Consider the following 17942-nt stretch of genomic DNA (forward strand, 5'->3'; position numbering starts at 1 on the left):
AAGCAAGTACCGTTCGACCTGTGTAGCTCCCGCGCATTTGCCAATGTTGAACACATGACCTTGTTAGATAGTCAGCTGATCAAAGTTTCTTTGGTCAGCGGGCTCCCATCATACCATAATTACGCAAGATCAGTAGAATCCAGCTCTAGTTTCGTCAATAATTAGAAAAAAATCAAGAAAAAGTTCTTAGAAGGGTTGCTAGTCCCGCTTTCCTATGCTAAGATATTTAAGTCGTCAGATTTACTTGGGTGGTTAGCTCAGCTGGCAGAGCAACGGACTCTTAATCCGTGGGTCCAGGGTTCGATCCCCTGACCACCCATCAATCGATATTAACCAGTGATCACGCAGCGTTCAGTCGCCGTGGTTGCTGGTTTTTTTGTGTCTTGTCATTCTATTATCCTTATATAAACATCATTGATGTGGTTTGGTAATAGCTCGCCTTTTTTGTGTAAGCACTCGCATTACTAGTAGACGGAGCTTTCCCTATTAGTTCGATCTGCCCATTCCACAAACCGAATAGTTAACAATACTTGGCGCTTGGTTGGACTCACATTTGCCAATACCGATCATTTTTTATTGAAATTGTCGGCCGCAAATTGGCCACTTGATTTACTAGCCAGTATTTTGGTGCTAGTTGGTCTTACCCTGATCGCAAAAGAAACGCTTCAACAAATGGAAGTGTATTAACATGAAACGTGAATTTAGGCACTATTTTACTTTTAATGGCACTATCTGTTCACTAGGTCAGTGATCGTCATGCTATTTATAGTTATCATCCTGATTACCGGTGTCTTCTTACTCTCACCACAGACAAATTTTATTTTGGGGCCGATCCTTACTCTAACAACGCACCCTGAATGGCTGATTTTTTATTTAACCCCTTTATTACTCATTTTTAATAAATATGTATGTTTAGCAGAGATTTCGCCAGCCAATTCAATTGGTGCGAATTTTCATTTTGAGCTGTTAAATTTAGCTGCCACGAGTATTTGTTAATTGCAACTGGACTAATCAGTTTTAAGCTGTTCAAAAGGACCAATCTTTATTAGCATTCAACTTTCACTCACATCGAAAAAGACGCCGCCACTCAATTATTTCGAGCGCTAACCTTCACTGGTATCCGCCGTGGTGAATGCCTTGACTTGAAACGATTTAGATACGAAAATGGCATCCGGAGTACTAACAAAACACTAACTCAAGGTGTCAAGGGAAACCAGATTATTCAAGTTACTAAAGCCAAAAGGGGTAGAGGAATAATTTCATTAGATGAACAGGAAAATCGCGCAGCTGATTATCGCTGAGCTTTTTTAGTCGCACCTTGATTCTCAGGCTCACAATTCTCGCAACTTAAAAGGCTCGTGTTCTGATAGCAGCAGCGTTGTAACTATGAATAAGCTATTCAAATCAATTTCAGAAAAAACCAGCCTATCCCTAGTCGTTCCGCTTCTGCTAGACCGTTCTGGCCACAGATTTTCTTATGTTTATTGCTTATTAAATTACTGATAGCCTCGTCACTGATTATCTTAATCCCAAAAGTAAAAACCATCTATCGTTAATCAAAAAGCGCCCATTTTGGCGAGCGCCATTTTACTAATTTCATTTTTTTCAACTCCCTATTCTCTCAAAAAGACTAAATGCAAGAACTAATTTGGCATTTGATAATCATATTCCCAAGACCACCACGTAGAGCCATCACTCATTTCTACACCAAATGAATGTGCTGAATCATCATTAGGATTAGTGGAATCCAGCATTGCCTGCCGAACTGCCACATATACTTCCTCATACGTTTTATAAAGTCCACCCGCACCTACACGACCAATTGGATAAACCTTAACGGGTTTCGTTGGTTCTGTTGGCTTTGTTGGTGTCGTTGGCTTAGTAGGTTCAGTCGGCTTAGTCGGTTCTGTTGGTTTTGTTGGTTTTGTTGGTGTCGTTGGTTTTGTCGGTTCTACTGGCTTAGTCGGTTTTGTCGGTGTCGTTGGTTTAGTAGGCTTAGCTGGCGTTGTCGGCTTGCTAACAGTTTGATTAGTCTTTTTACTTGAACTGACTGCCGCCACTTGCTTACTACTCTTACTTTCCGACTTTTTAGAACTAGACTTTTTAGAACTAGACTTCTTACTTGATTTCGATCCCGACTTACTTTTTGTTTTAGTTTCCTTTTTGTCTGATTTTTTGCTTTCTGAGCTCTCCTCTGTTGAAGAACTCTTTTCAGCCTTACTTTCAGATTTTTCAGAAGCAGTTTCTGGATCTGTCTCCGTAGCTTTTTTGGCTACCTTCTTATTTGATTTCTTAGCCTTGGTCGTTGTTGCCACTTTCACTGAACTTAGATCCGAATCTTTGTTAACAGCTTTATTCTCACCGCAGGCCCCTAAAATAATCATCAGTAATCCTAGTGTAACCGCCATTTTAAGTTTCTTGTTTGTCTTCATTTTCTACTCCCTCAAAAACCTAACCGACAGACACGGCCATTCCGCTCACTGAATTAGAATATTCAAACGCACTAGCTGTAACCCAATATGATCCGGCATTAGGATCAACGATGTGGTAACCGTTCGCCTTAAATCCATCCACGCAGACAACGTGACTATTCCAAACAGCTCGGCCCCAGCTCATTTGCTTGAATTGTGGACTTTCAAAGCCATAAACGATCCACGCTACAACTGGGTTCCCATTTCTAAGCGCATTTTTAATTGCACCAGGACCACTAATTTGAGTTGCGCGACCCCCGGCCTTGGCAGCCCATTGAACGACAGGCCCGGCCATCATTCCTTGATACGTACCATTAACATTATGCCGCCATTCCCCGGCAAAGCCATTATACGGGTTATTGTCGCTTGCTCGTGGCATTAGATTGACAAAGCTCATCAGACTTTGGTTCGTTACACCCTTATAGTGTAACGCCTCTAACAATGATGTTCCCTCACAGAGCATTGTAGATCCTTGACTGATATAAGGAACACCCAACACAATTTGTTGAGGCTGTTGAACATTAGTGGAGGAACTGTTTGAAGCCGGTTGCTTCGGCTGTGCCGGCGCTGGCGTGTTTGGTGTTTTCTGAGAAGTGGCTGGAGCAGTAACGGCATTTTGTCGACTACTCGATGAGGCAGCCGGTGCACTCTGCGTTCTCGCTGGCGCCTCTACTTGGCTCTTTGTAGCCGCTCCAGCCTTTTGTGCTGACGTATCGGCTTTCTTCTCAGTTGAAGAACTCTTTTCGGCTTTACTTTCAGTTTTTTCAGAAGCCTTTTTTGAATCTGCCTTGGCAGCCTTCTTGACCACTTTCTTGTTTGTTTTTTTAGCCTTGGTCGTTGTTGCTACTTTGACAGAATCCGAGTCTTTATTGATAGCTTTATTTCCACCGCAAGCCCCTAAAACAACCGCCATTACCCCTAGTGTAATTGCCACTTTAAACTTTTTATTTATTTTCATTTTATGAACTCCCTTTTCCCCAAAAAATCATCAATTCATTAGTTCAATTATAACACAATGTGACAAAAAATAAATAAAAGAACAGCTTCAAAGCGTTGTTTCATCAGCATTTATTCGTATGATAATCATGTTCTCATATCAATTCCTATCCTCCAAAAAATCTCAAGCAATTAGGTAACAATTTAGTTTCAAACTCAGCTGATCCGGCTTTGGTTGTTGCTTTTGCCAATAACGTGTTGGCGGCAATTGTTTTCCCGTTTGTAGTCATTACTGCACTCGTATACAAGCCGAATACTTTACCATTTGATGGCTCGTTTTTCCAAGTCGGATTGCCATCAATCACACCAACAAAATTCTCGTCAATTTTTGGTATGTTGATCTTAACGGTCTGCAATTCATTATCAGCGGTGATTGAAATAGAGGTTACGGCTACATTCGTGGTTTGAGTATCGACTACATCGCCTTTTTATACCCAGACAGTTCCATCTGCGGTAACAATATTGTATCCGGGGTTGTTTCCCATATTTACGGGTACACCTAGTTCAGTGCAGAATACAATTGGCCCACCAGCGCCATTGAGCCTTTTACCAACAAATCCGTATTCACGTATTGCTGACCCCGATAAATTTGTCCAATTAGTGTCCGTATTAGCATAGTTTAGGCCAGCATCTGCGTAAACATATCCTGATGCGGCCTGTACACTGTTGCTTTTTCTTTGCCATTTTTTCTCTCCCTTATAAATTTGCAAAAAAGAAGAACCTAATTGTTTTATTAAGTTACACACGTGCCCTATTCAATTTATTTACCCTCCTAGAAATTTTTTTCGCATAAAAAAAGACCGTGTAGAAAATCACAGCCTTTTATAAGACTAATCGTCCCATGTCCATGAATATTTAATGGAATTATCACTGTATAACACGGTATAAGCATGACCAATATGGTCTGTATCCGAATCATTAATTGCCTTTTTTAATGAGGCCATTGCTTCAGCCATTGTATTGAACGTGCCACCAACGCCAATAGGTGTAATATTTGTCACTGGCTTTTTAGCTGGCGTGGTTGTTCCTCCACTACTATTCGTTCCTGTTGTCGGCTGCTTGATTACAGTTTCCGAACTATTTCCAGTACCACTGCTTGGTGAATACGCATTATTTGTCGTGCTACCAGAATTTGTATTATAACGATCACCTGCTGTCTGTTGTCCACTAGCGGTTGTGTATCCAGTTGATTCACTCGTAGAGCCAGTCTGCCTATTTACGCTATTCGTGGTTGCTGCATCATTTTTTTTACTCGCTTCCGCTACTGCATCTGCTGCTTGCTTAATAGCAACTTCTACTGGATGTAACTTTGCCAGATAAGTTGCCTTGAATTTCTCGTTTTTTATGGCATTGATCGCAGCCTTTGCCTGATCAACAGCCTCCTGCTTATTTTCGCCATCTGTTGCGCTCTTAGTTAGGCCAATAGCTTTAATCTCTAGCTCAATCAGCTCAACTTTATCGGCAATGCTAGCAGCATATTTTGGCTTGACCTTTTTTACAGTATTAAAGTCTGTATTCAAGTTGGAATTATCGAAGTCTGCATCAACAAGCACATCGTCTTTATCTAAGGCTTTCTTGAGATCTGTTTGAACCATTAAGATCTTCTTAGCAGCTTCAATTTGCTTACCGTTAGCCGTCAGTTTTTTCTTTTGTACTTTAGTCAAATCACCGCGCAATTTGTAAGTCTTCGCGTATTGCTTTTCAGCCTTATCAGTTTTCTTACCAGATAATCCTTTGGCTGGAAACTCTAGGTTTTTTGTAGAATATAATCCTATGACCTGCTTATTTAAAGTGGTCAATTCCGACTTAGCCTTCGTTGCTGCATCATTGGCCTTATTACCACAGGCGCCCAAAGCAAGTGTCATTGCGCCCAAAATCATTATTTTTGTAACCTTTTTCAATGTTCTTCTCCCCCCCTTTGCCCTGGCTCTTTGGCAAACTCCCTATAATTTGATCAAGACAATCCCAATCCATTATCTTGTGACGGCCTGCGTTTCTTAGCTATTTTAATTCCTTGAATGCCATTCTCATATGTCCAAGTTTTGATTTGATCCATTTCGTTAGTACGATAGTATTCCGCAATTTGATTATTCCATTCTGGCCAGCGATCAAGCGGCACATTGATTAATCCGGCCCCACCATCGATCATAATTTTATTCGCAGCCAAAATTGCTGTTCGCTTGTTGCCATCCCAAAAAATCTGTTGGCGCATATTATGATAAAGCAATGTTAAGGCGCGATCAGTTGTAGTTAGTTGACTTCCCAGCAATTGCGCAACATAAGCTTCTTCTTGACGCTGATTGATTTCAGGCGGGATAAAGTCGTCAGCTTCTCCCAGCGCAACACTACCGTTACCACTGCGAACTTCACCAGGCGCAAGTGAATCGAATTTTGCCACAATCAGGTTCAATTGCTGTTCCAGCCTAAAGCCTAAAGGATCCGAATGCGTAATGATAAATTCCCAGCCAAGCTTCACCTGAACAATTACGTTGCTGTCATCGATCGAAACACCCGCAACACCTAGACCATCCATAATCATCTGGGTTTGTGATAGCGTGGTCTGAACGCCTTCAAACCGCGCGGTATTTTGGACTAACTTAGTAAAATTTCTTTTAGTAAAGCTTCTGTTCTGATCAGGGGTCAGTTTAAATTTGTTTGGATAGTCCATCTGCTTCCCTCCAAAATACTTCTTTTACTATTCATTTGCCGCCCATCATCAACACCCCAGAATAACACAGCACGCTAGCCGGCCGCACTGGTGTAATGTCTGAGTCCGACTTTCCAAACGCCAAAATAGGCGATCAAGAGAAAGACCGGCCCACTCAAGATCACATAAAGGGTGGCGGTCCAGGACGATTGCGGGAACAACAACAGCGAGAGCGGATAATAGCCGTACAGGCCAAAGGGGATGATCGTCATGATGATCTTGACAAAGTTGGGATAGATCTCCAATGGGTAGCGATTCAGTTGAAGGATCTGGTAGATGATCGATTTCAGTCCTTCCGTTGAGGTGAACCAAAACGCGGTGGACGAAATCGTTAAGTAAATCGCCTCTAAGCCCATGAGCGCCGAGAATGTGGCCAAGATGAAAATCAAGATCTTGCCCGGACCGGCGACGATCTGACAGGATGCCAGGGCGCCTAAAAACATTAAAAACGAGACAATGATCTCAAAAATCGATTCCTCATCCAATTCGAAAATGATAAATTGAAACAGGTCGTTGACCGGTCGAACTAAGAAAATATCCAATTCACCATCGAAAATCAAAAAAGGGATTTCCAGCGTGTTCACGAAAAAGAACTCCCAAATCGACAATAAAAACAAGGTATACGTAAATAAGGCAAACATTTCTGAAATACCCCAGGCGTAGATCGACCCCACTTGATTCAAGATCAACCAGATCGAAAAGAAGGTCGCCAGCGAGTCAAGCAAATAGCCCAGGCTACTGGTCAAGAGATTGGCGCGATATAACCCGATGCGCCGAATATCCATTTTGAAAAAATCTCGATAAAGTTTGAGATAGCGTTTGATTTTTAGCATGGCTAGCCTCCCGCGATTTCAATGTGCGCGCGCATTTTGCTGTAGACCTGCGTCGTGATCAGGATCAAGATCAGCAACCAGACCAGCTGCGGGTATAACTGCCGCCAACTGATCTCAGACATCGTCAACGTCAGCAACGGTAGCCCCTGCATCGCATAAAAGGGGGTGACCTTGGCCACCGCCGCCAACCAGTGGGGATAGATCGTGATCGGCAACATTCCCCCGCCGAAAATCATGACCAACCCCGTATAAAGCGACAGCATGCCCCCGTTGCGGAAGGTGACAAAGGAGAGAATACCAAGCAGAAATCCCATCACGAAGGACAACAAATACCCCAGCAACAAAACCAGCAGCGTCAAAAGGACGGCCCTGAAATTCTTGGCGACCATGAAGTTGATCTTGAACACGAAAACATAAATCAGGATCAGCGGGAAAATGGTGAACAGGGTCAAGTACAGTGATTTACCCAACTGCGTGAAAAAGATGTTTTTCCAATAATCAAGCGGCCGCACGAAATCATAAATGATCGTCCCTTTTTTGACTTGATAAGCGATCGTTTTCGAGATCTCGGCGGCTGGCATCAGGATCGTGTAGGCGGTCGCCAAAATCGCGTAGCTGGAAATCATTTCACTGGCCGCCAAACTGATATTCCCCGTTTTTTGCGTGGAAGTCCAGACGAAGTATTGAATGCCCGCCGCTAATAACGCCCCCACCACCGTCATGATCGTGTCGAAATAATAGTAGCTTTGGCGTTTGAATTGACAAGAAATATAGGCAAGAATCACCTCAAGCGCCCCCTTTCCGCTGGGCGCGCAACAGCAAGATCATTTCCAGATCATTGGGCAAGACCGCGATCCCTTTGACTGCTTGTTGCGTTAACAAAGGGACCTGCTGAATAAAGGCGGTCGTCGTGATCAAGCGCTGATCAAGCAAGCAAATGATGTTCGTGTTGTTGCGTTGATAAATCGTGACCCCGGGAATGGTTTTCAAATCCGTGACCCCTTGGACCGCCACCCGCTGGTAAGCCGCGTATTGATCTTTAAAGCGATCCAAGTCACCGTCATACCCGACCTGACCTTGCTCCAACAATAATAAGCGGTTCGCGATTTTCTCCACGTCGGCCATTTCATGGGACGTATACAAAATCGTGGTCCGCTGCTCCCGATTGATCTGGAGCAACAAGTCCAAAACGGCGGCCCTGGTCGCGACATCCAGCCCCAAGGTCGGTTCATCCAGAAAAACAATTTCTGGTTGATGGAGCAACGCCGCGATGAACTCGCCGCGCATCCGCTGGCCCAAAGACAATTCCCGCACCGGTTGCTTGAGAAATGACTCGACCTGTAGCCGCTCAACTAATTCAGCCAGCCAAATTTGATCCGCGTGATCAGTCCGCTGATACATTTTTTGAAGAAAGTAAAACGAATCCTGCAAAGGCAATTCCCACCAAAGCTGGGATTTTTGCCCCATTAGCGTGCCGACGCGGGGGGCGATTTTTTTCCGCTCAGCCATGGGGTCGTGTCCCAAAACAGTTACCGAGCCGGATGTTTTGCGCAAGATACCCAGGAGAATCTTGATCGTGGTGGATTTCCCCGCCCCATTCTCACCAACATAGCCGAGAACATCGCCCGCGCGCACCTGAAAATTAATGTTTGCTAGCGCATTGATCGTTCGATAATTGGGATGAAGGAAATTGCTCAGTTTATTTCTCGATTGATCCGCTTCACGAACCCGATAATTCATCGTCACCTGTTTGACTGTAATTAATTCATTTTCCATGTTTCACCAACTTCAATAGACTTGATAAAGGATCTTATAACCAATAAAACTCCCGAGGCATGGGGATCGCATTGTCGGCGCTAATTTGTTGCCTTAGCTACGCCAAATTCAGTAAACCCGCGTTTAACGCTCACTCTGGGCACGGATGATCAAAATTCTGTCCCGCACTTTTATCGGTAACCTGAAACCGAGTGGCTCTAAATAAAGAATGACCAGCACTTTGAAAAGCGAAAATACTGGCAGAAAAATTAGATCAACTGGTTGAATTATGATAATCCGAAAAAAATATTTTGCCGATATTTTCGCGTGTTGACGCGTTAATCCCTGATCATTCATAAACAAAGACTATCACTTTGATTTGATAACAACAATGAAATTTTCCAAAAATAACAAAACGATTCCGTTTATCTGATTTTTTCTAATCATATCTGCAATTATTTTCGACCTTGTCCCAATTTTATCAAGAATTGCAGCAGCCGGTTCCTCATAATTGATAACCAAAATCTCATTTGACTGGTGAATTGGCCCACTTTTTTGATTCTATTCAATTCAGTTAGAAAATCGGGCTTGCTACTTATTCGTAAAGTCTGATCCTGCTGACCATTTGCTTTAGAGAAACAGGGCGTCAGCTGAAAAGTTGACACAAAAATAGCGCCCATCACTGTCCGAGGTGAGCACTACTTTTGACACGTTTTACTGAAGCTGGCGCGGATCTGGCGGCAGCGGGCCGGTTGCGTTCAACGCTCCTCGCGCCGCCGCAAATACTCGCGCAACTGGTGGACCTTGCCCAAGGCGAAGGGCCGCGTGACCGCCGCGGGGAAACTGATCTGGCGTGTTTTGAAATCGACAGCGAAAATATTTTCAGGATTGATCAGGCAGGAGCGGCTGACCTTCATCAAGTCCGGGTAGGCGGCGCCGATCTCGGCCAGTTTGCCATAAAACTCATACTGACCAAAGCGGGTCCGCAACGTGAGCCGGTGGGGCTGGGCGGCGGCTTCCACGAAGAGAACATCTTGAAAATCCAGCGTGAACACTTGACTCCCTACCGAGAAAACAAAGGCCCGCTGCGCATCAATCAAGGTGGCGTCCAACCGCCGTTGCGCCAGCGTTAGCAGTTCCACGACCTCGGCGCGATAACTTTCCGGCGCTTGCGCTTTGTCAATAAAGCCCAGCGCCTCCACCCGCCGTTTCAAGGTCAAGGGCAACAACTCAGTATGAGCGGTGGTGAAAATGATCTTCGCTTGGGGATCGGCCGCTCTGATCTCCGTGGCCAACTGAATACCATCGATCTGCTGGCGCAAGTCAATATCGAGAAAGTAGATGCCCTGCTTCACGTGACTTTGCCGTAAATATTGCTGAACGGCGCTGGGTTCCGGTGTCTGCAAAACCAGCCGAAACTGGTCATGATGAAACAGCAGATAGTTTTGAATGATCGTCACGATCTGCTGGCGCTGGTCAGTTTGGTCTTCACAAATAATAATCGGATAGCCCATGCTTTCACCTACTTCATCAAGATGACTTGGGTCGTAAATTGACCCTGCTGTTGTTGATACTGCACGAACACGTTGTCATATTTTCGTTGGATCGCTTGAATATTAGCCAAGCCTAAGCCTGAGTGGCCCGGTTTAGTCGAATAACCTGCGACCGCCAATTTTTCTGACGAGAGCGGCGTGGCGGCACAGCTGTTCTCCACGAGAAACTCAACTTGTTGCTGATCTTGATACAGTAATAACCGCACCTGCCGCGCCTCACTAACAGCGGCCGCCTCGATCGCGTTGTCCAGCAAAATACCTAACAGCCGCACCCCGTCAAAAATTGGCAGCGGCAACGCCGTCAGCGGCTCCTGACACTCAACCTGAAACGCGATTTTCTGGGCGTTAGCCACGGATAATTTCGCGATGATCAAACTTTTCAAATACGAATTATGGACATTATGACAACTTTGATAATTAAAGCGGCGCTCGTGGAAGAACTGCTCCGAATAATCCTCGAGACCAGCGATTTGTGTCAGCAAAGCGCCGGCATTATCCGTCGCGGCACTGGCCTTGAGACTTAGCAATAAATTTTTGTAATCATGGCGAAAGACCGCTAAATCATGATCTTGTCGTTCCAATGAATCCGTATAGCGGCGCAAGCTGGCTAACTCTTGTTGCAATAATTGATCCTGATATTTCTTGGTCTGCTTGGCTCGCGAGCGAATAAAAACCAAGGCGATGAAGGCCGACTGCACCAGCAAAAACGCCGTGATCCCAACAATAAAGCGATCAAAGGCACGGTAATAACGAGCGGCATAGTCCAATAATAAGGCCACCAAGAATAAGTAAATCAATAACGCCGAAGATAGCGCGCTACTATTCTCCTGCACGAACTGCGCGACCTCGAAATGTTTGGCGATGCGCAAAATCAACAGAATCAGCGCCAACTGCCCCGCCAACTGCGCCAAAACAAAGGGATAACTTTTGAGTGTATCCATCTCCGCCACAAAATACGTCAGCACCGAAATCGTCAACGACGTCAAATACTTGATCAAGACACTCAAAACCGTTTCATTCAACGTGACCCGTTGAAAACGCCGAAACCCAGCTAACACAAAATAACTACTGACTACCAGCAGAACATCAGCGAATTGACCGAATAACCGCAAGAAAAAAGTTAGCGGCAAAAACAAGGCTAACATCCAGGCTTTCTGCGCGCCAGTGATCCGCGGCCGTAGACCAAACAGAATCACATAATAGTAGATCAGGTCGATCGTCATTCTTAATAGATAAGGCTTCGTTTCAATCGTCATCACGAATCTCCCCAGTTGCTTGATTGTAAATTTAGGCTAGTTCCAACAAAACTTAAGTAATAAAAAGAACTGGTGGCTCAACACTGCTGCGCTGACTGAAGCCATTGTTGTTCCCCGTTCTTCAACGGTAAGCTAATTTTGACAAACTGGCTGAAAAACATCCTGAGCCACTGTGATTTCATTCCTGAAACCGATTTTTAAACCCACTCGGCTCATTCAGGAAGGATTGTGACTATGTTCAGGAATTATTATACCATAAGCCACTCAACGGTAATATACTGGTAATGTCAGCGCAACCATCACCAATATCGGGAAGGCGGGCATCAATCTTAAACAAATTTCATGTATGCTGAAATGGGTCAAAGAGTTATCGAAAATACACGAATGACGGGCGTCACTTATCACGAGGGAATCATGGGGGTCAAATTTCATTGGAATTTTGCTCGTGTGAAATTGAGTCGATCATATCTAAAGCGGACGATCGCAGCAGGGCAGTTACTTAGGCAACTCGAAAGATACTGGTATAAATTCGCAAGTTTAATTACTGGTAAGCGTGTCTTTCGCGGTGAGATTTGAATTAATTTGCTTGAGGAACCGGAGGCGCAAAATGAAAATTGAATTTTGGAAAAACGGTAATTGGCGCTTTACGACAGTCTTGATTATCGGATTGGCGATCATGATTTTAAACAGAATTTTTTCGGGTGCCAACTCTGCTTACTCGGCGTCAATTCCGTTGATCGTGTATCTCTCGTTGATATATTATACCAAGCGTAGCTAAGCTCAAGAAGCTGACCCGGCGAACACATCTTAGAAAAGGAGTATCTACAATGACATTTTTCAAGGAATTCTGGACTAAAAAACAAATAATCAATTTAATACTGACGTTAGGCGGGCTGCTACTGATCAATTGGTTATTGACGCTGTTCACTGCCATCACTTTCAAGTGGTGGCTGGCCGTTGCCATCACCTTGGGTGGCTTTCTGGGGAAATATCTCATGACCGCCCGCACCACCCGCAAGCAAGCGCGCGGTTAGAACGATCGGCGCTAACCATTGGACTGACAAAGAACAGTCCTGGTAAACCCAGCGTGAACCATTCGCAACCGCGGCGACGCGATCCCAAACCCACATTGACATTTCGCTGTTAATATTACGATACTGGCGTACTCAGCCACAAAACAGACGCTGTTCCCTTGGGGGCAGCGTCTGTTTGATTGTGCTCTGATCGATTGATGCTAAGTCTACAACTGCTGAAATAAGCGGGCTACTGAAACAACTGGGCAAACTCACCATAGCCGGCGGCAGCTAATTCACCAACGGGAATGAAGCGCAAGGCCGCGGAGTTGATACAATAACGTAACCCGCCCCGATCTGCGGGTCCATCTGGGAACACATGGCCCAAATGAGAGGCCGCTGCCTGACTGCGAACTTCTTGACGATGCATCCCAAAAGAATGATCGCTGTGTTCGACCACATTGGCTGGATCGATCGGTTGCGTAAATGAAGGCCAGCCGCAACCAGCATCATATTTATCCGTGGAGCTGAACAAAGGTTGGCCACTGACCACGTCCACATAGATCCCCGGTTCAAAAAATCGATCATATTGACCACTAAAGGGCGCTTCGGTGGCTGCTTTTTGGGTGATCGCATATTGTTCAGCGGTCAGCCGCCGTTTCAAATCGGCGGCAGATTCTGTTGTTTTTCGCATGAGACTCACTCCTAACAGGTAATTAGATTGTTGACAACCTAATTGTAGCTTGCCGGAGAGAGATGACAACTATTCTGCTTACCGTGGTTGGCTTTCAATCGAAATTGTTTAGGCGGATTAATTGCAGGTGTGGTGGGTGTTGCGCGGAAGTGCAACCGGCTGGGACTGCTGTTGCGGACTGGAACGTGGTGGGCATCGTTTGAAGCCAATCCGCAGTCCCAGCCGGTTGCTGAACAGAACTGAGCTGATCTGCAATCGAGGCGAAGGATTTGACGAAGTGGTTTTGCAAGCTAAAGGTCAAACAATTGCCCACTTTTGCGGTATACGGCAATGCCAACGGATTTGGATTAGTTGATTGGTACAGTTTGCATCGGTTGGACGTCTTTACCTGCTTGCCAGACAATCCTCGATGGAAACCAATCGATTCAGTTGATTCACTGAAAACTAGCTCTGTTCATCAGGTAGACTTCACTGGTGTCGCCAATTTAAAGCTGGTGACCACTAGCCATGACCGTCATTTGCGTGGCTCTCATCAATTGGCCATAGCTTTTCAGTCGGCGTGAGTGCTCAAACGGCTGTTATAACATTGAGCGGCTGGAGCGGAGAAATTCGGGGTGAGATCGCCGTGAAATTGGTCTTAGTGGCTATGCCACTTAGACCAAGGCTCAGCTTTGAGATTTTCGGCGTCCTTCCGAAAAGCTCAAAGTGACGCCCACAGCGAGCTCACCCCGAATTTCGCAGCGCAAGCTGTGGACAAATTACTTTAGCTCGCGCCCCGCTTTTGCTTGTCGCTGTTGGATCAGGTAAACGATCAACGCCGCGGCCAGTACGATCAGAACCATCACCCAGTGCACCGTGCCGATCAACCCGCTGAAATTGGCGGAAACAGTTTTGTGGGCATAGGAGGTCAACAGACCAGCCAGTTTGATCCCGCGGAGCTGGGCGACGATCATCATTACTAGCCACAGCATCATTTGAAAGAATAGGCCGCCCAAAGCCAAAAGTCGTGGCGCCACCAGAAACTCTTCATCAGTCGTCAGTGGCGTTTCGCCAGCCAATTCCGCCAGCACTTCCCGATTCAATTCACCAACAACGATGCGCAAGCACAGGATGCCCACCAAGTAGACTGGCTGCCAAAAAGTCAGCACCAGGCCCAACGCCAGCAAAAGCAGATTGAGATCGGCCAGACTAAGTTGGGGGATCTTGGCTTGAAGAAATTTCAGCAAAGGGGTGCCGATCGCCATGGCCACTACATACATCAGGATCACCCAAACATAGAAACCACTGCCTAAGATCACGAAAACATAGATCGTGCCATAGACAGCCACAAAATCAATACAAAGTCCACGCAAAAATCCACGCGCACGGATCGTCCAAGTCAAGCGGCCATTACCTCGAGCCAAGCGCCAAGAAAAAATCAAGAGCGCGATCGGTAACACGATCGCCAAAACAGTCAACCCCCGCAAAAGTGACTGCATCGTCCCTTCATTGCGGGCCAAGCGCAGATTGATCAAGCTCAAGAAAATCGCTCCGGTCAATAACAGATTGAGACCAAACAATTTTATATTGTGCCAGACCACAGGCGCCAAAGGCTGACGTAAGGGACTGGCCCACAATCCCCACCAACCCAAACCAACGTATAGCAACATCCCCACGAAAGACCAAACGATCAGTCGACCACCGTCTAGCTGGATCAAACCCAAAAGAAGCAAAAGTGCGCCATATTGATATAACGCGCTGAATTTGATTTTAGCAGTTTGCGCTGCTTGCCCGCGCTGATTAAAGACCCGCACCGCTGGCGGCAACAATGCCGCTGCGATACCAACACCGACCCCGGCCAGATCCCAGAATAAGGGAGACAGCCCACCGAAAAGGCCGAGAAAACAACCGAGTGTCGCCGCGCTCAAGCCCCAAGTCGCCAAACGCTCCGCTTTAGGGTGATAACCGCGGAACAGAAATAACGTTGTGCGCCGGAAAGTATAGAACAAAACATAAGGCAAGGCATTAAGGATGACGATATTACTGCGTAAGATCAGTTGCGGCAACAGTAAATAAGGTAACGTGTTGACTGTAAAGCTGGTGATTTTGAGAAAAAGCGCGGAGAAACGTGCGCTTTTTTGTTTGATTTGGGTGATATTGACCAAGATGGACCTCCTGCACCGTTAAAACGGAGATAAGTTAACTGCTTTGATTATAAGCTGATTTTCTGTTAGTTCAAACTGAAACCCTTGTCCATGAACTAGGCATAAGAATGCTATACTAAACAGATAAGTCAAATTAGGTCTGAAGAAGATTTTGAGCTGCTTTATAGGAGGTCGTTCAGTCATGGAACTTCGAGTCTTACGCTACTTTATCACCGTGGTCGGCGAACGCAATATCTCACGTGCTGCCGAGAAATTGCACGTCTCTCAACCAACGATCTCGCGTCAATTGAAAGATCTGGAAACAGAATTAGGCGTTACTTTATTTGAACGCGGCCAACATAATATCACGCTGACACCTGCTGGTGATTATTTTGCTAAACAAGCGCGGCAGATCCTGACCTTAGCTGATAAAACCGTCGGCAATCTCCAACAAACACCCGAACTAACAGGACAAGTTTTGATCGGTTGTGCCGAGGCTCCACTGATGACCACCGTAGCGGCGGCGAGCCAGCAGCTCCATCGAAGCGCGCCCAAGATCAAAATGAGTTTCACCAGCACAGACGCGACTGGTGTTGAGCAACAAATGCGCGCTGGGATCCTCGATTTTGGCGTGATCATGGAACCCCATGATAAAACCGGATTCAATTTTTTAAGTTTACCTGGCACAACGACTTGGGGACTATTGTTGCGGCGTGACGATCCGCTAGCCACGCAACCCACGATCCACCCTGCTGATCTGACTAAACTTCCCTTGATCGTTTCTCAGCAACATGGCACCAATGAACTCTTCGATCAATGGCTTGGCAGCAATCAGATCCACTTACAGGTCGTGGCTCAGTATAATTTGTTATATAACGCTTCGCTGTTGGCCCAAGCTGGTTTAGGTGCCGTGCTTTGCCTTGATGGCATTATCAATACCACTGGCAGCGAACTGGTCTTTGTTCCCCTAGCGCCACGACTAGACGCCCACGCCAGCTTGATCTGGTCCCGGGATCTACCTCTTTCTGGCGCCGCCCAAGCTTTTCTCGAAGCAGTTAAAGCCCAGGTAGCGCCCACCAAAAAAAGATAACCCCCTGAAGTCGACTTGATCTCTTCAATGAAAGCTACCTTTGGTTTAAACGATCGAATTTTAAATATAAAAAATACGCTACTCAATCTTTGCCATTTCCCCCGCCGCAATTACGATCTCTGCTAGCAGACTTCTTGATTTCCGCTCAGTCTGTCAGTGCTCGGCTAACTCGCGCTGTCTTGGGGATTTTTTAGGTCGGGATCAATATAGTTGTTTTGTCGAGGAAGCCGCAAACGCCGAAAATGGCGCCATTGTCGCCGCACGTTCATGCTGTTCTAATTTAAGCACGGCAATGTCGGTGCAACCATCCTTGATATAGTCGTAGATATAATCATCGCGGAAGCCGATCGCCGCCGCGTCTTGCGCATTGTTGCCATAATAAGTCGTTTTGATGTTGGCCCAAATGATCGCGCTCAAACACATCGGGCAAGGATAAGCGTTGGTATAAAGTTGACACCCACTAAGATCATGCGTTCCTAACTTAGCGCAAGCCGCCCTGATCGCCATGACCTCACCATGGGCCGTGGGATCATTATTCTCCAGCACCTGATTGTGCCCCTGAGCGATGACTACACCGTCCTTGACCACCACTGATCCAAAGGGACCGCCAGCGCCAGTCGTCACATTGCTCGTTGCTTCTTGGATCGCGATCTGCATAAATTTGCTTTGATAATTGCTTGTCTCTTGGCTCATTTCAATGCCTCCTTAATCGACCACTTGCTCCGGCACGTTGATAAAAAGTGGTCCATCTCACATTCTAACTGATAACGTCGACAATTACACCTGACAACCACGTTCTTTTCTGAGAAAATAAGCATTTTGTCGGATTCTCACAAGAGTTTTGTTTGTGGTAGCAGCCCTAATTAGTTTTTTCTAATTTTTAAAGATAATTTTGCACATTTCTGCGGTATAATGTTCTTCATGTTAAGTTAATTTAGAAGGGAGCTTTGAACATGTCTGCAGAAAACAATTTTTTCGTTGCTGAACGGGCCGCGTACAGTTTCCACCGCGGTCACTATTTAAGTGGCGCTTTCGTCAACGCCAACCCCGAGGACATGAATTTCGACATTTTTCAACTTTATCCATTACCACTGACCACTAAACGCTTTAATCAGGCCCGTGAGAAGAATGGTGAATTACTATTTCGCGATACTTTCAAATATGAAGCCACCCTTTATTCATCATCGAATAAACAGGCTCGACTTTTCCTAGAAAGGACTTTAAAAAAACCGCTGGTGATCATGGCTGAAGGCGCCGAATTTCTTGATGGTGTCGGCAATGAGATCGCGCTACACACCGTTCGCCTGGTCGAGGCGATCGATGATGCCAACAACCTTTGTTATTTACTGGTCGGTGGTCGCGGCGCCCTAGAATATCATAACCACCCGTAAAACGGGTGGTTTGCTCCAGGGCTATAAGCCCTATGTACTGGCCAGCGTCTCAAGGCGCTG

Annotated in this window: 16 protein-coding genes and 1 tRNA gene; 4 read left to right on the forward strand and 13 right to left on the reverse strand. The window is 45.8% G+C overall.

Translation table 11 applies throughout. The features are described from left to right. Positions 1 to 246 precede the first annotated feature (246 nt). Positions 247 to 319: transfer RNA gene (locus OCU21_RS09825), tRNA-Lys, on the forward strand. 1324 nt (positions 320 to 1643) lie between these two features. Here OCU21_RS09825 and OCU21_RS09830 read toward each other — a convergent pair. From OCU21_RS09830 to OCU21_RS09875, 10 genes are all read right to left on the reverse strand, one after another. Next, positions 1644 to 2432 (reverse strand): hypothetical protein, encoded by a 789-nt coding sequence (locus tag OCU21_RS09830; protein WP_261807232.1) that lies wholly within the window; start codon positions 2430 to 2432, stop codon positions 1644 to 1646. 19 nt (positions 2433 to 2451) lie between these two features. Continuing rightward, entirely contained in the window at positions 2452 to 3429 is a 978-nt protein-coding gene (locus OCU21_RS09835) for a C39 family peptidase (RefSeq protein ID WP_261807233.1), read from the reverse strand. 145 nt (positions 3430 to 3574) lie between these two features. Continuing rightward, positions 3575 to 3772, reverse strand: coding sequence for a hypothetical protein (locus OCU21_RS09840; RefSeq protein WP_261807234.1), 198 nt, complete (start codon positions 3770 to 3772; stop codon positions 3575 to 3577). Positions 3773 to 4297: 525 nt separating this feature from the next. Then, positions 4298 to 5368, reverse strand: coding sequence for a hypothetical protein (locus OCU21_RS09845; protein ID WP_261807235.1), 1071 nt, complete (start codon positions 5366 to 5368; stop codon positions 4298 to 4300). 53 nt (positions 5369 to 5421) lie between these two features. Next, the gene (locus tag OCU21_RS09850; protein ID WP_261807236.1) at positions 5422 to 6135 is read right to left on the reverse strand and encodes a Fic family protein; all 714 of its coding nucleotides are present in this window, start codon (positions 6133 to 6135) and stop codon (positions 5422 to 5424) included. 74 nt (positions 6136 to 6209) lie between these two features. After that, positions 6210 to 7007 (reverse strand): ABC transporter permease, encoded by a 798-nt coding sequence (locus OCU21_RS09855; RefSeq protein WP_261807237.1) that lies wholly within the window; start codon positions 7005 to 7007, stop codon positions 6210 to 6212. A 2-nt stretch (positions 7008 to 7009) separates the two neighbouring features. Further along, entirely contained in the window at positions 7010 to 7792 is a 783-nt protein-coding gene (locus OCU21_RS09860) for an ABC-2 family transporter protein (protein WP_261807238.1), read from the reverse strand. A gap of 1 nt (position 7793) precedes the next feature. Next, on the reverse strand, positions 7794 to 8783 hold the full coding sequence (locus tag OCU21_RS09865; protein WP_261807239.1) for an ABC transporter ATP-binding protein: 990 nt from the start codon (positions 8781 to 8783) through the stop codon (positions 7794 to 7796). Between the two features lie 737 nt (positions 8784 to 9520). Continuing rightward, complete coding sequence (locus OCU21_RS09870; protein WP_261807240.1) at positions 9521 to 10276, reverse strand: response regulator transcription factor; 756 nt, start codon at positions 10274 to 10276, stop codon at positions 9521 to 9523. An 8-nt stretch (positions 10277 to 10284) separates the two neighbouring features. After that, on the reverse strand, positions 10285 to 11571 hold the full coding sequence (locus OCU21_RS09875) for a GHKL domain-containing protein (RefSeq protein ID WP_261807241.1): 1287 nt from the start codon (positions 11569 to 11571) through the stop codon (positions 10285 to 10287). An 827-nt stretch (positions 11572 to 12398) separates the two neighbouring features. On the opposite strand from OCU21_RS09875, the gene OCU21_RS09880 reads away from it, so the two are divergent. Continuing rightward, positions 12399 to 12605 (forward strand): hypothetical protein, encoded by a 207-nt coding sequence (locus OCU21_RS09880; RefSeq protein ID WP_261807242.1) that lies wholly within the window; start codon positions 12399 to 12401, stop codon positions 12603 to 12605. Between the two features lie 229 nt (positions 12606 to 12834). Here OCU21_RS09880 and msrB read toward each other — a convergent pair whose 3' ends face one another. Both msrB and OCU21_RS09890 read right to left on the reverse strand, forming a co-directional pair. Further along, positions 12835 to 13278, reverse strand: coding sequence for a peptide-methionine (R)-S-oxide reductase MsrB (gene msrB, locus OCU21_RS09885; RefSeq protein ID WP_261807243.1), 444 nt, complete (start codon positions 13276 to 13278; stop codon positions 12835 to 12837). 758 nt (positions 13279 to 14036) lie between these two features. Beyond that, positions 14037 to 15422 (reverse strand): hypothetical protein, encoded by a 1386-nt coding sequence (locus OCU21_RS09890; protein ID WP_261807244.1) that lies wholly within the window; start codon positions 15420 to 15422, stop codon positions 14037 to 14039. Between the two features lie 181 nt (positions 15423 to 15603). Between OCU21_RS09890 and OCU21_RS09895 the strand changes: the two genes are divergently transcribed. Beyond that, positions 15604 to 16491 (forward strand): LysR family transcriptional regulator, encoded by an 888-nt coding sequence (locus tag OCU21_RS09895; RefSeq protein ID WP_261807245.1) that lies wholly within the window; start codon positions 15604 to 15606, stop codon positions 16489 to 16491. A gap of 201 nt (positions 16492 to 16692) precedes the next feature. Here the strand turns inward: OCU21_RS09895 and OCU21_RS09900 are convergent, their stop codons facing one another. Next, a complete protein-coding gene (locus OCU21_RS09900; RefSeq protein WP_309297210.1) occupies positions 16693 to 17184 on the reverse strand; it encodes a nucleoside deaminase in 492 nt (163 codons plus the stop codon). 260 nt (positions 17185 to 17444) lie between these two features. On the opposite strand from OCU21_RS09900, the gene OCU21_RS09905 reads away from it, so the two are divergent. Beyond that, the gene (locus OCU21_RS09905; RefSeq protein ID WP_261807246.1) at positions 17445 to 17882 is read left to right on the forward strand and encodes a hypothetical protein; all 438 of its coding nucleotides are present in this window, start codon (positions 17445 to 17447) and stop codon (positions 17880 to 17882) included. The last annotated feature ends 60 nt before the right edge of the window (positions 17883 to 17942 follow it).

The sequence above is a fragment of the Lapidilactobacillus luobeiensis genome, assembly GCF_024345205.1.
Lineage (GTDB): Bacteria > Bacillota > Bacilli > Lactobacillales > Lactobacillaceae > Lapidilactobacillus > Lapidilactobacillus luobeiensis.

What these genes read in the sequence shown, in the direction of transcription:
- OCU21_RS09870 (WP_261807240.1), bottom strand. Translation starts at nt 10,276, where the DNA reads ATGGGCTATCCGATTATTATTTGTGAAGACCAAACTGACCAGCGCCAG.
- OCU21_RS09875 (WP_261807241.1), bottom strand. Translation starts at nt 11,571, where the DNA reads ATGACGATTGAAACGAAGCCTTATCTATTAAGAATGACGATCGACCTG.
- OCU21_RS09855 (WP_261807237.1), bottom strand. Translation starts at nt 7,007, where the DNA reads ATGCTAAAAATCAAACGCTATCTCAAACTTTATCGAGATTTTTTCAAA.
- OCU21_RS09850 (WP_261807236.1), bottom strand. Translation starts at nt 6,135, where the DNA reads ATGGACTATCCAAACAAATTTAAACTGACCCCTGATCAGAACAGAAGC.
- OCU21_RS09895 (WP_261807245.1), top strand. Translation starts at nt 15,604, where the DNA reads ATGGAACTTCGAGTCTTACGCTACTTTATCACCGTGGTCGGCGAACGC.
- OCU21_RS09865 (WP_261807239.1), bottom strand. Translation starts at nt 8,783, where the DNA reads ATGGAAAATGAATTAATTACAGTCAAACAGGTGACGATGAATTATCGG.
- OCU21_RS09900 (WP_309297210.1), bottom strand. Translation starts at nt 17,184, where the DNA reads ATGAGCCAAGAGACAAGCAATTATCAAAGCAAATTTATGCAGATCGCG.
- OCU21_RS09830 (WP_261807232.1), bottom strand. Translation starts at nt 2,432, where the DNA reads ATGAAGACAAACAAGAAACTTAAAATGGCGGTTACACTAGGATTACTG.
- msrB (WP_261807243.1), bottom strand. Translation starts at nt 13,278, where the DNA reads ATGCGAAAAACAACAGAATCTGCCGCCGATTTGAAACGGCGGCTGACC.
- OCU21_RS09835 (WP_261807233.1), bottom strand. Translation starts at nt 3,429, where the DNA reads ATGAAAATAAATAAAAAGTTTAAAGTGGCAATTACACTAGGGGTAATG.
- OCU21_RS09880 (WP_261807242.1), top strand. Translation starts at nt 12,399, where the DNA reads ATGACATTTTTCAAGGAATTCTGGACTAAAAAACAAATAATCAATTTA.
- OCU21_RS09905 (WP_261807246.1), top strand. Translation starts at nt 17,445, where the DNA reads ATGTCTGCAGAAAACAATTTTTTCGTTGCTGAACGGGCCGCGTACAGT.